Genomic DNA, 12,373 nt, shown 5'->3' with positions numbered 1-12,373 from the left:
CGATCCGATTTCCTCGGTGCTTTCCAGGTTCCCGCTCTCGCGTTTCCCTTTCCGGCGGTTCCGACTCTATCAGATCCTTTCGGCGTCTGATCCCCAGTCAGCGGGGTTCGTCCTCCCGGCCGTTGGGCCGTTCCGACGTCTCAAACCTTAGCGGATCCGCCCGGCGATTCCCAATCGGGCCGCCGAGTCCCTATTCGAATTGAATTCGGGCGCGCCGAAATCAACCCATAGGAGGGAACGTGCTGAAGGTGTGAGGGGTGCCGCTCGGGGCGGCTGAGGTGCTACCGAGGAACCGTTACGGCTCCGCGGCAACCCGAAGAACTTTACGGATCGGGTCGGGGCGTGTCAACACCCCCTGTCAAGATCTTTTCTTGCGGTGTCAGTCCAGGTCGCTGAGCCGGCCGCCGGCGTCCGGCTGGGCGTGCTCCACCCTGCGCAGCAGCCTGGTCAGGACCTCGCCGAGCACCCCGCGCTCGGCGGGAGTGAGGTCCTGGAGCAGGTCCTCCTCGAAGACCGTCGCCAAGCGCATCGCCTCCAGCCACTTCTCGCGGCCCTCGGGCGTCAGCTCCACGATGACGCGGACGCGGTTGGACTCGTCGCGCTCCCGGGTGACCAGTCCCTCGGTGACCATGCGGTCGATCCGGTGGGTCATGGCGGCCGGGGTGAGGCCGAGCCGCTTGGCCAGCTCGCTCGGACCCATTCGGTAGGGGGCGCCGGACAGGACCAGTGCCTTGAGGACCTCCCACTCGGCGTTGCTGATGCCGAGGGCGGAGGTCTGGCGGCCGTAGGCGACGTTCATCCGGCGGTTCAGCCGGGACAGCGCCGACACGATCTTCTCGACCTGGGGGTCCAGGTCCTGGAACTCGCGCTGGTAGGCGGCGATCTGTTCTTCGAGCGTCGGCTCGGTGACGCCGCCGGGGGTGTCGGCCATGGACGCAGTATCCCACGGCTGTCCTTTGCTTTGAAGTCCTTGACCATGTACTCTTTAGCATTGAAGTTTAGCTTCGAAGTCTTCAGGTCTAACTAGTGAGAGAGGTGAACGTGACCAGGGCGATGGGCGCAGCGATGCGCCGGATCCACGTGGGCAACGCACTCAGCGCGTTCGGACTGGGCTTCACCGTCCCCTACCTGTACGTCTATGTGGCGCAGGTGCGGGGTCTGGGAGCCATGACGGCGGGTCTCGTGCTCGCCGTCTTCGCCGTGGCCGCGCTGATCGTGCTGCCGTTCGCCGGCCGGGCGATCGTGCGGCGCGGCCCGCTGCCGGTCCTGCTCGCCGCCCTGGTGACCGCGGCCGTGGGCGCGCTGAGCCTCGGCCTGGCGGGCACCGCCGCGAGTGTGCTGCTGTCCGCCGCGGCCCTCGGGGCCGGGCAGGCCGTGATGCAGCCGGCGCTGGCGACGATGATCGTGGACTGCTCTTCGGCGGACACCCGCTCGCGTGCGTTCGCGATGCAGTTCTTCCTGCAGAACCTGGGGCTGGGCGTCGGCGGTCTGATCGGCGGCCACCTCGTCGACACCACGCGCGTGTCGTCGTTCACGCTGCTGTTCGCGATCGAGGCGGCGGTGTTCCTGCTGCTGGTCGGCGTGCTGGCGACCGTGCGGATGCCGCGCTCGCCGCGCCTGACGGACGCTCCGGCGGGGTCGGCGAAGGGCAGCTGGAAGCAGCTGCTCGGGAACCGGGCGATGGTGCAGCTGTCCGTGCTGGGCTTCGTGATCTTCTTCGCCTGCTACGGGCAGTTCGAGTCGGGGCTGAGCGCGTACGGCGTGGAGGCGGCCGGGATATCGACGTCCGCCCTGGGGACGGCACTGGCCGCGAACACGCTGATGATCGTGGTCGCCCAGTTCGCCGTGCTGAAGTTCGTGGAGCGGCGCCGGCGGTCCCGGGTCATCGCCGCGGTGGGTCTGATCTGGGCCGTGGCCTGGCTGGCCGCCGGGTACGCGGGGCTGGGGCACGGCAGCCGGGAGATGGCCACGGCCGCGTTCGTGTCGACGTACGCGCTGTTCGGTCTGGGCGAGGCGATGCTGTCGCCGACGGTCGCGCCGTTGGTCGCCGATCTGGCGCCGGAGGGCATGGCCGGGCAGTACAACTCGGCGTTCGCGCTGGTCAAGCAGTTGGCGCTGGCCGTCGGTCCGGCCGTGGGAGGGCCGCTCGCGGCCTCGCTGCACGGGCCGTACATCGTGACCTTCCTGCTGTTCTCGCTGGGGATCACCGTTCTCGCGCTGCGGCTGGGGCGGCGGCTCACCGTCGTACAGGACCGGCCCTGGCTGGCGCGCGGGACGCGGGTGGTCACCCGGGGCGGGGCGTCCACGGGACCGGTGCGCGCGGAGGCGTGAGTCCGCGGTGCGTCACGGCCGTCACCTACGGGTGGCGGCCGTCGTCATGTGCCGGGCGTGTCAGTGCTTCGCCTTCGGCAGGACGAACTCGCACCACACCGCCTTTCCGCCGCCCGGGGTGCGGCGGCAGCCCCAGTTGGAGGCGATCGTCGCCACGATGGCGATGCCCCGGCCCGACTCGTCGCCGGGCTCGGCGCGGCGGCGCCTGGGCAGGTGGTCGTCGCCGTCGGTGACCTCCACGATGAGGCGGCGGTCGGTGCGGCGCAGGCGGAGCCGCATGGGCGGGATGCCGTGCTGGAGGCTGTTGGCGACGAGTTCGCTGGTGGCGAGGACGCCGAGGTCGTGCAGTTCGGCGGGGAAGCGCCAGCTGGTGAGGACGCCCGAGGCGAAGGCACGCGCGCGGGGGGCCGCTTCCACGCCGCCGAGGAGTTCGAGGGCCGCGTTGCGGAAGAGGTCGCCGTCGGGGCCCGTCCGCGTGGGGTGCTGGAGGACCAGGACGGCGACGTCGTCGTCGTGGTCGGCGGTGACGCCGGCCGAGCGGACCAGGCGGTCGCAGACGACCTGGGGGCTTCCGGTCGCCCCGGCGAGGGCGCCCTCGAGCGCGGCGATGCCCTCGTCCAGGTCGGCGTCGCGGCGCTCGACCAGGCCGTCGGTGTAGAGGACGGCCGTGGAGCCGGCGCCGAGGGCGATGGAGCCGGACGAGTGCATCCAGCCGCCGGTGCCGAGGGGCGGGCCGGTGGGTTCGTCGGCGCGGGAGACCGTGCCGTTCTCGTCGCGGACCAGGATCGGCAGGTGACCGGCGGACGCGTACACCAGGCGGCCCTCGTTCGGGTCGTGGACGGCGTAGACGCAGGTGGCGATCTGGTTGGCGTCGATCTCGGCGGCGAGGCCGTCGAGGAGCTGAAGGACCTCGTGCGGGGGCAGGTCGAGGCGGGCGTAGGCGCGGACGGCCGTGCGGAGCTGTCCCATGACGGCGGCGGCCCGCACTCCGCGGCCCATGACGTCGCCGATGACGAGGGCGGTCCGGCCACCGCCGAGGGTGATCACGTCGTACCAGTCGCCGCCGACCGCGGCCTCGGTGCCGCCGGGCTGGTAGGTGGCGGCGATGCGCAGGTCGTCGGGCTGTTCCAGTTCCTGCGGGAGCAGGGAGCGCTGGAGGGTGACGGCGGTCTCGCGCTGGCGGCGTTCGCTGGCGCGCAGGCGCTCGGCGGCCTCGGCGTGGTCGGTGACGTCCGTGGCGAAGACGAGCACGCCGGCGTCGCGGTCGCCGGCGTCGGCGACGGGGGTGCAGGTGAAGGTGTACGAACGGCCGTCGACGGCCTTGCGGGACTTCAGGGTGCGGGGTCTGCCGCTGCGCAGCACCTGGTCGAGCAGCGGGAGCAGGCCCAGTTCGACGAGTTCGGGCAGGGCCTCGCGGGCCGCCGTGCCGGTGGCGCGGGCGCCGAAGGCAGCGGTGTAGGCGTCGTTGACGTAGGCGATGCGGTGGTCGGGGCCGTGCACGAGGGCGACGAGGGCCGGGACGCGGTCCAGGACGTCACGCACGGGCAGTTCGTCCACGACGGGTACCGGGGCCGTGCCGTCGGCGGGCTGTTCGGCGCGGGCCGCGGGCACGGAGCCTTCCCCCCGCCGGTCCGGGGAGACCGCCGTCTCGGTCCGCGCGGTGGCGCGGCGCTGCGTTCCGGGGAGCCGGGCGCTCCAGCGCGTGAAGTTCACTTGGGGAAAGCCTCGTGGGTGCTAGGGCGGGCGGGCGCCCGTCCGACGTCGTAGGGCAGTCTGGCAGGGAGCGGGCCGCGGCGGGCGACAACCGTCAGACGCCGGGGCGGGCCGTGGAGTTCCTGAGTCCGGTCAGGACGACCCCTTCGGGTCGTCGGAGGGGCTGTGGGGAGGCTTTCCACCGGCCGCGAGTTCGAACTCCGCCCGGGGGTGTTCGAGGGAGCCGAGCGAGACGATCTCCCGTTTGAACAGTCCGGCGAGGGTCCATTCGGCGAGCACCCGGGCCTTGCGGTTGACGGTGGGCACCCTGCTGAGGTGGTACACGCGGTGCATGAACCACGCAGGGTAGCCCTTCAGTTTGCGCCCGTAGACCTGTGCGACGCCCTTGTGCAGGCCGAGGGAGGCGACCGAGCCGACGTACTTGTGCGCGTACGTCTCCAGGGGCTCGCCGCGCAGGGAGTGGGCGATGTTGTCGCCGAGGACCCTGGCCTGGCGGACCGCGTGCTGGGCGTTGGGGGCCGTCTCGGTGCCGGGTTCGGCGGCCGTGACGTCGGGGACGGCGGCGGCGTCGCCGGCGGCCCAGGCGTGCTCGGTGCCGTCGACGGTGAGCTGGGCGGTGCAGCGGAGCCGGCCGCGGTCGGTGCGCGGCAGGTCGGTGGCGGCGATCAGCGGGTGCGGTTTGACGCCGGCCGTCCACACGACGGTGCGGGTCGGGAAGCGCTGGCCGTCGCTGAGCACGGCGACGCGGTCGGCGCAGGACTCCAGGCGGGTGTCCAGCAGCACCTGGATGTTGCGGCGGCGCAGCTGGGTGACGGTGTACCGGCCCATCTCGGGGCCGACCTCCGGGAGGATGCGGTCGGTGGCCTCCACGAGGATCCACTTCATGTCCTCGGGGCGGAGGTTGTGGTAGTAGCGCGCGGTGTAACGGGCCATGTCCTCCAGTTCGCCGAGGGCCTCGACGCCCGCGTAGCCGCCGCCGACGAAGACGAAGGTGAGCGCGGCGTCGCGGACGGCCGGGTCACGGGTGGAGGAGGCGATGTCCATCTGCTCGATGACGTGGTTGCGCAGGCCGATGGCCTCTTCGACGGTCTTGAAGCCGATGCCGTACTCGGCGAGGCCGGGGATGGGCAGGGCGCGGGAGACCGAGCCGGGGGCGAGGACGAGCTCGTCGTAACCGAGGAGTTCGGCGGTCCGGCCCTCCTCGGCGGTGGCGAGGGTGGTGACGGCGGCGGTGCGTACGGCGTGGTCGATGGAGGTGACCTCGCCGACGACGACGTGGCAGTGGTCCAGGACGCGGCGCAGCGGGACGACGACGTGGCGCGGGGAGATCGAGCCCGCGGCGGCCTCGGGGAGGAACGGCTGGTACGTCATGTAGGGATCGGGGGTGACGACGGTGATCTCGACCTCGCCTCTCCGCAGCTCGGCCCTCAGCTTCCGCTGGAGGCGCAGGGCCGTGTACATCCCGACGTAGCCGCCGCCGACAACCAGAATGCGCGCACGTTCCTTCACCATCCCATGACGCACCCGGCGCTGGTGTTTGTCCACAGCCCCGACAATTTGTGTGACCGGCGGCCGGGCGTGCGCACGGCCGGCCGCGGCGTCCGCGCGGGACGAAAGGGGCCAGGTCAGCGGGGGCGGGCGAGGGGGCGCGAAGGGCGGGAATCGGGATGTATACACCCCGTACTCCGATCGGGGGGCGCACTGTACGGAACCTGCCCCTTCTGAATTGACTGCCTCTCAACTATGTTCGTGTGTCGACGGGGTGTAGGGAATGTGGTCGAACGGGTCCGCGTCGGGCGGATCCGGTCGGGACCGATGCCGCTTCCGCGCACCTCGCGTTCAGTGGCGGGGAGTCTCCGGGGGGAGACGTCATTACCGGGGGAAACACATGCATGTTCAGGACACGCATTGGGCATCGGCGGCCGCCGTCGCGCCCGGCGGCAAGGCGATGAGCGCGGCGGTGGGCAGCGGACGCGCGGACGCAGCGCGGACGACCCCGCTGCGGGTGGACGCACAGCGCAATCTGGAGCACGTGCTGCGTGCGGCGCGTGAGGTGTTCGGCGAGCTGGGGTACGGCGCGCCGATGGAGGACGTGGCGCGGCGGGCCCGGGTCGGGGTCGGCACGGTGTACCGGCGCTTTCCCAGCAAGGACGTGCTGGTCCGGCGGATCGCCGAGGAGGAGACGGCCCGGCTGACCGAGCAGGCCCGGGCGGCGCTCGGGCAGGAGGACGAGCCGTGGTCGGCGCTGTCGCGGTTCCTGCGGACCTCCGTGGCGTCGGGGGCGGGGCGGTTGCTGCCGCCGCAGGTGCTGCGGGTCGGCTCCGCCGGTCCGGGTGAGTCCGGTGCGGCCGGTGATGCGGTCGGCCTCGTCGGGGAGGCCCGGGTGCCTCAGCAGCGGGTGCAGCCGGGGAGCGGTGAGCTGCGGCTCGTGGCGCAGGAGGCCGCGGTGGCCGACGACGCCGGGGCCGGGGCGCTGCTCGACGTGGTCGGGCAGCTGGTGGACCGGGCCCGGGCGGCGGGTGAGCTGCGGACGGACGTGTCCGTGGGGGACGTGCTGCTGGTGATCGCCACGGCGGCGCCGTCGTTGCCGGACGCGGCGCAGCAGGCGGCGGCGTCGGCGCGGTTGCTGGACATCCTGCTGGAGGGGCTGCGGTCCCGGTCGTAGACGGCCCGCACCTGGCCTCGTTCTCGGGGGCGTCCCGTCTCACGGCGGCACCACCGCACCACCCGTGCGCCTGACACGGCCGGGTGGTGCCGGTGGCCCCTGTGGGGCGTGCGCCCCGACGGGTGTTCGGGGTGGTGTGGGGGTAAGTGCGCTCGGATGAGTGGACGGGGTGCGCGCGGGGGCTCCCGGCGCAGTTCGGTGTGGCACGCTGACGCCTGACGGATTGGGCTGGGCCGGGGTCGGGGGCTGTCCGCGATGGGCGTTGACGGGTGGGACGGGTCGCGCGGTGGCGACGGGGACGCGGAGACCCGGAAGTCGGCCTCGCCCCAGGTACCGCAGCAAGGCGGCCGGCCGGCCCCGTCCGGCGGGTCCCGGGCCGGGAACGTGCCGGCCCCGCGTGAGGGAGGCGTGCCGCCGCCGCGCCGGGAGACGCCGCCCGCCGACGCCGAGCTGATCCAGCGGATGCGCGGTGGTGACGACTCCGCCTACGAGGAGCTGTACCGACGGCACGCCGACGCGGTACGGCGTTACGCCCGCACCTGCTGCCGGGACGGGCACACCGCCGACGACCTCACCGCCGAGGTGTTCGCGCGGATGCTGCAGGCGGTGCGGGGCGGCTCCGGGCCGGAACACGCCGTACGGGCCTATCTGCTGACCTCCGTCCGGCGGGTCGCCGCCCACTGGGCGAAATCCGCCCGGCGGGAGCAACTCGTCGACGACTTCGCCCTCTTCGCCCAGCAGGCCGCCCGGGTCCCGCAGGCCGCCGACGACACCGCGTTCATCGGCTCCTCCGGAGCGGAGCTCGGTCTCGCCGCCGACGTCCGCGCCCTGCGCGAGGCCGAGCAGTCCATGGCCGTGCGGGCCTTCCGCTCGCTGCCCGAACGCTGGCAGGCCGTGCTGTGGCACACCGAGGTGGAGGACGAGTCCCCGAGCGAGGTGGCCGTCCTGTTCGGCCTGGACGCCAACGGCACCCGGGTGCTCGCCAGCCGCGCGCGCGAGGGGCTGAAGCAGGCGTACCTCCAGGCCCACGTCAGCGCAGCCCTCTCCCTCGACGAGGAGTGCGCCCGCTACGCCGACCAGCTCGGCGGCTACGCCCGCCGCAAGCTGCGCGTCCGTGCCGAGCGGGGGCTGCGCAAGCACCTGGAGGAGTGCGCGAGGTGCCGGCTGGCGGCGGCGCAGATCGAAGAGGTCGCGAGCGGCATCCCCGCGGTCGTCCCGGTCGCGGTCATCGGCTGGTTCGGGGCCGCCGGGTACGCCAAGGCCCTCGGGATCGTGGCCGGGGGCGCGGGGGCGGGGGCGGCCGGCGCCGCCGCGGCCGGTGGCTCGTCCGGCGGGGCGAGCGGTGGGGGCGGGGCCGCGGCCTCCGAGGGACTCGGGGCGCCGGTGAAGGCCGGCATCGCGGCCGGTGTGGTGGCGGTGGCCGCCGCCGCGGTCGCGCTGGCCCTGGTGAACGACGGCCGTCCGGCGAAGGAGGTCGCCCGGCCGGCGCCGGACCCCTCCCCGTCCGTGTCCGCGCCGGCGGTACGGCCCGGGACGCCCGCGCCCGCACCGCCTCCCCGCCCGTCGCCGCCGAAGCCCGTCGCCCCCGCTCCCGAACCGGCGCCGACGCCCGCCGGCGCTCCCGCCCACCGGCCCGCCCACACGCCCGCCGCCCCGCCACCCCCGGCGAAGCCGGCCCCCGAACCCGTCCCGGCGCCCACCCCCACGCCGAAGCCGGAACCCACGCCCGAGCCGACCCCGACGCCCACTCCGACGCCGGCGCCCGCCGTCTACGAGTTGAGCGAGCTGCGCTTCGACGTCGCCGGTGACGGCACCCGGCCCGAGATCGCGCTCGGCGAGAGCAGCTGGGTGTGGCAGCGCTACGGCCTGTCCGTCGCCGGCGAGCGGTACGCGCGCGGGGCCACCGTCCACGGCGACTCCTCCGTCACCGTCGTCCTCAACCGGCAGTGCACCGCCTACGACGCGCTGGCCGGCGTGGACGACCTGACGCTCGGCCTCGGCGAGGTCTCCTTCTCCGTCTACGCCGACGGGGTACGGCTGTGGCGGTCCGGCATGGTCGAGGGCCGCGACCCGGCCGTCCCCGTCCACGTCGACCTCACCGGGCGGACGACCGTACGGCTCGTGGTGGAACCGCACGGCAACGCCCTCGACCGGGCGGCGCTCGCGGACTGGGCCGAGTCCCGGTTCACCTGCCGGTAGCCGGGCCGCCCCGGGATTCCGCACCGGCCGCCACCGCGGCACCAAGCTCGCGCAGGACGTCCGCCACGCCGAAGGAGGCACCCCGGGCGCACTCGGCGGCGTGGCGGCCGGCCGGGAGGGCCGCGCGGGCCCCGGCGCGTACCCGGGCGGCCTCGCCGCGCTCCGGCTCGGGCCGTTCGAGGCCGTCGCGCCAGCGGTCCGCGGCGGCGTACAGCCGCAGCGCGCCCGGCAGATCGCCGAGCCGGGCCAGCAGACCGGCCGCCACGTCCACCAGACCGGCCGTGATCGACTCGGCGCACTGGTGGTCCACGGCCTCCCGCAGGGCCTCCGCCAGGATCGGCAGCCCGTGCGCGGGCCCCGACTCGTCGGCCGCGAGCAGTGCCTCGACCATCCGCTGGGCCGCGACGAACTGCGGGGGCGGGGTGCCGTCCCGGATCACCACGCGGGTCGCGTCGTACAGCTCGCGGGCGTGCGCGTGCTGGTTGTCGTGCAGGGCGATGTGGGCGCGCAGGAGCAGTACGAAGGCCCCGGACTCCGGTACCGCGAACCGGTCGGCGGCCGCTCCCGCCTCGTCCAGCGCGGCCAGCGCGGCCTCCCGGTCGCCGGAGCGGTAGGAGATCTCGGCGAGCCGGGCTATGAGGAACGGGGCCTCGGCATGGGCGCCCACCTCGTAGGCGAGCCGCAGCGCTTCCTCGTACTCGCCGCGCGCCTCGTCGTACCGGCCCCGGGTCATGGCCGCCTCGCCGGACGCGCTGCACACCTGCGCCCGCATCCAGCGGTCGCCGACGCGCCGGGTGAGCGTCCGCAGCTCGGCCAGGTCCTCGTCGACGCCCCGCAGGTTGCCCGGGGAGTCGACGGTCACGTGGGCGCGGTACATCAGGGCGACCCCGAGCTCCCAGTCGCCGCCGTAGCGGCGGCAGTTGTCGACGCACTGCGTCATCAGCGGGCGGATGTCCGTCGGACCGCCCAGGTAGTAGGAGGTCAGCGGCCAGATGATGCCCGGGAGCCGGGCGGCCCGCGGTCCGCCGCCCTCGTAGGCCGTCCGCACGCGCGCGAGGTACTCCCGGGCCCGCTCGTCGGCCGCGAGGTTCTCCGTGCCCGTCTCGGAGGTCAGGAACAGGTCCAGCATGCGCAGGTCCATCCGCAGTTCGCGCAGCGGATGCCCTTCCTCCCCGCCGGGGGCGGCGAGGAAGGCGCCCACCGGGTCGGCGGTCTCCGTCCGCGCCCTCACCTCGTCGGCCGGTGCGTCCGGGGGCAGCGTGTCCAGGGCGACGCCCAGGCGGAGCACCAGCCGCACCCAGGCCACCGCCTCCTGACGGTGGTTGCGCAGCCACCAGAACCAGCCGGTGGCCAGGACGACGGCGCCCGCCTCCGCCTCGTCCCCCGCCCGGACCGCGCGGTCCAGGGCCACGCGGATGTTGTCCAGCTCGGTCTCCAGGCGGGCGATCCAGGGCAGCTGGGCCGCCGAACGCAGCCGCGGCTCCGCCTCCTCCACCAGCGCCCGCACCCACGCGCGGTGGCGTCGCTCGGCCGCCGCACGCAGCCCGGGGACCTCGGCCGCACGCTCGGTGGCGTACTCGTGGATGGTCTCCAGCATGCGGTACCGCATGCCGGCGCCGGTGCCGTCCGGGTCGTGCGGGGCGGCGACCACCAGGGACTTGTCGACCAGCGCGCCGATCAGGTCCGCCGCCGGGCCGGTGCACACCGCCTCGGCCGCCGCGAGGTCCCAGCCGCCGGCGAAGACGGACACCTCGCGCAGGACCGTCCGCTCCCGCTCGTCCAGCAGCTCCCAGGACCAGTCCACGACCGCGCGCAGGGTCTGCTGGCGGGGCAGGACCGTGCGGCTTCCGGAGGTGAGCAGGCGGAAGCGGTCGTCCAGGCGGTCGGCGATCTGGCGCGGGGTCAGCAGTCTGAGCCGGGCCGCGGCCAGCTCGATGGCCAGCGGCAGCCCGTCCAGCCGGCGGCAGATCTCCGTGACGGCCACGGTGTCGCCGAGCACCGCGTCGGCGTCGGGACGGACGGCCTTCGCGCGCTCGGCGAAGAGGCGGTGCGCCTGCTCCGGGACGAGGGGCTCGACCGGGCGCACCGACTCACCGGGGACGCCGAGGGGTTCACGGCTGGTCGCGAGGATCGTGAGCCCCGGGCAGTGGGTGAGGAGGGTCTCGGCGAGGGCGGCCGCCGCGCCGATGACGTGCTCGCAGTTGTCGAGGATCAGCAGGTGGCTGCGCGGGGCGCAGTACTCGATCAGCAGGGCCGTGGGGTCGGCCTGCGGGGTCGCCAGTTCGTTGGTCAGCAGGACGGTCTCGCGCAGACCGAGCGCGCTGACCACCGCGCCGGGCACCGCCTCCGGATGGTCGAGCGGGGCGAGCTCGACCATCCAGGCCGAGGGGAGCGGTGCGGCGGCCTCCTCGGCGAGACGGGTCTTTCCCGAGCCGCCCGGTCCGGTGAGCGTGACCAGGCGGGCCCTGTGCAAGTCGGAACGAATGGCGTTCAGCTCCGGTTCCCGCCCGACGAAGGAGGTCAGGCGGGGACGGAGATTGCCGGTGCGCTCGGGGTGTCGCGGGGGCGCGGGGTGCGACGGAGGCGCCGGGGACGTGCGGGTGTTCGTGGGCTGGGGGGTCTCCTGGTGCGCGGGGGTCTCCGGCTGCGCGGGGGCGTCCCGGGGCTCCTGCTTCAGCAACGAGGTGTGCAGGGAGCGCAGTTCCGGGCCCGGGTCGGTGCCGAGGGAGTCGGCGAGGGTGCGGCGGGCGGCCTCGTAGGCGGCGAGGGCGTCCGCCGGGCGGCCCGTGTCCCGCAGGGCGCGGATGAGGAGGGCGTGCAGGGGCTCGTCGTACGGATGGGCGGAGGTCAGTTCCCGCAACTCCGGTACGACCTCTTGGGCGCGACCGAGGTCCAGGGCCGCGGCGGCGCGGGCGCGGGTCGCCTCCAGGCGCAGGGCTTCGGGGCGGGCGGCTGCGGTGCGGTCGGGGAGGTCGGCGAGGGCCGGGCCGTACCAGAGAGCGAGGGCCTGGGTGAGGGTGCGGTGGGCAGTGACCGGGTCGCCGGCGGCGAGGGCCCGGGTGCCGCTGTGGGCGAGCCGTGCGAAGACGTGGAGGTCCACGTCGTCCTCGGCCGCTTCGAGGCGGTAGCCGCCCGGGGTGGAGGCGATGGCGTGCCGGCCGAGGGTACGCCGGAGACGGCCGACGAGGGCCTGGAGCGCGGCGGGGGCGTCCTGGGGCGGGTCGTCCGCCCAGATCTCCCCGACGAGGGTGTCGGGTGCGGCGGTGCGGCCGGGGCGGAGGGCGAGGGCGGCGAGCAGTGTCCGCAGGCGCCGGCCGCCGATGGGTACGGGGGTGCCCCGGTCGTCCGCCGCTTGGGTCACGCCCAGGATTCTGTACCGCACCTGGTCATTGTGGCGGGGGGTGCGGGACGGGGCACAGGATTTCGGTTCCGGGGGGCGGCGCGGGGCCCGGTGCCGCCCGTCGC

General features: G+C 74.4%; 7 protein-coding genes. 3 read left to right on the top strand and 4 right to left on the bottom strand.

Annotated features, from left to right (window positions below; genetic code table 11):
• Positions 1-379: 379 nt before the first annotated feature.
• On the bottom strand, positions 380-931 hold the full coding sequence (locus AB0946_RS34075; protein ID WP_366752618.1) for a MarR family transcriptional regulator: 552 nt from the start codon (positions 929-931) through the stop codon (positions 380-382).
• Between the two features lie 134 nt (positions 932-1,065).
• On the opposite strand from AB0946_RS34075, the gene AB0946_RS34070 reads away from it, so the two are divergent.
• Positions 1,066-2,331, top strand: coding sequence for an MFS transporter (locus AB0946_RS34070; RefSeq protein ID WP_366764543.1), 1,266 nt, complete (start codon positions 1,066-1,068; stop codon positions 2,329-2,331).
• Positions 2,332-2,391: 60 nt separating this feature from the next.
• Here the strand turns inward: AB0946_RS34070 and AB0946_RS34065 are convergent, their stop codons facing one another.
• Positions 2,392-4,044, bottom strand: a complete 1,653-nt coding sequence (locus tag AB0946_RS34065) for a SpoIIE family protein phosphatase (protein ID WP_366764538.1) — start codon at positions 4,042-4,044, stop codon at positions 2,392-2,394.
• Between the two features lie 132 nt (positions 4,045-4,176).
• Positions 4,177-5,556: an NAD(P)/FAD-dependent oxidoreductase gene (locus AB0946_RS34060; protein WP_366764537.1), complete on the bottom strand. Its 1,380-nt coding sequence runs from the start codon at positions 5,554-5,556 to the stop codon at positions 4,177-4,179.
• A 376-nt stretch (positions 5,557-5,932) separates the two neighbouring features.
• Between AB0946_RS34060 and AB0946_RS34055 the strand changes: the two genes are divergently transcribed.
• The gene (locus tag AB0946_RS34055) at positions 5,933-6,709 is read left to right on the top strand and encodes a helix-turn-helix domain-containing protein (RefSeq protein WP_366764536.1); all 777 of its coding nucleotides are present in this window, start codon (positions 5,933-5,935) and stop codon (positions 6,707-6,709) included.
• Positions 6,710-6,964: 255 nt separating this feature from the next.
• Positions 6,965-8,908, top strand: coding sequence for a sigma-70 family RNA polymerase sigma factor (locus tag AB0946_RS34050; RefSeq protein WP_366764535.1), 1,944 nt, complete (start codon positions 6,965-6,967; stop codon positions 8,906-8,908).
• Here AB0946_RS34050 and AB0946_RS34045 read toward each other — a convergent pair.
• Positions 8,895-12,290, bottom strand: a complete 3,396-nt coding sequence (locus tag AB0946_RS34045) for a BTAD domain-containing putative transcriptional regulator (RefSeq protein WP_366764534.1) — start codon at positions 12,288-12,290, stop codon at positions 8,895-8,897. The genes AB0946_RS34050 and AB0946_RS34045 overlap by 14 nt on opposite strands.
• Between the last annotated feature and the right edge of the window lie 83 nt (positions 12,291-12,373).

Origin of the sequence: Streptomyces sp. NPDC046870 (assembly GCF_040704595.1) — a bacterium.
Classification (GTDB): Bacteria; Actinomycetota; Actinomycetes; order Streptomycetales; family Streptomycetaceae; genus Streptomyces; species Streptomyces argyrophylli.
This window is presented reverse-complemented; position numbering and strand designations above follow the sequence as displayed.

What these genes read in the sequence shown, in the direction of transcription:
- AB0946_RS34070 (WP_366764543.1), top strand. Translation starts at nt 1,066, where the DNA reads ATGCGCCGGATCCACGTGGGCAACGCACTCAGCGCGTTCGGACTGGGC.
- AB0946_RS34075 (WP_366752618.1), bottom strand. Translation starts at nt 931, where the DNA reads ATGGCCGACACCCCCGGCGGCGTCACCGAGCCGACGCTCGAAGAACAG.
- AB0946_RS34050 (WP_366764535.1), top strand. Translation starts at nt 6,965, where the DNA reads ATGGGCGTTGACGGGTGGGACGGGTCGCGCGGTGGCGACGGGGACGCG.
- AB0946_RS34055 (WP_366764536.1), top strand. Translation starts at nt 5,933, where the DNA reads ATGCATGTTCAGGACACGCATTGGGCATCGGCGGCCGCCGTCGCGCCC.
- AB0946_RS34060 (WP_366764537.1), bottom strand. Translation starts at nt 5,556, where the DNA reads ATGGTGAAGGAACGTGCGCGCATTCTGGTTGTCGGCGGCGGCTACGTC.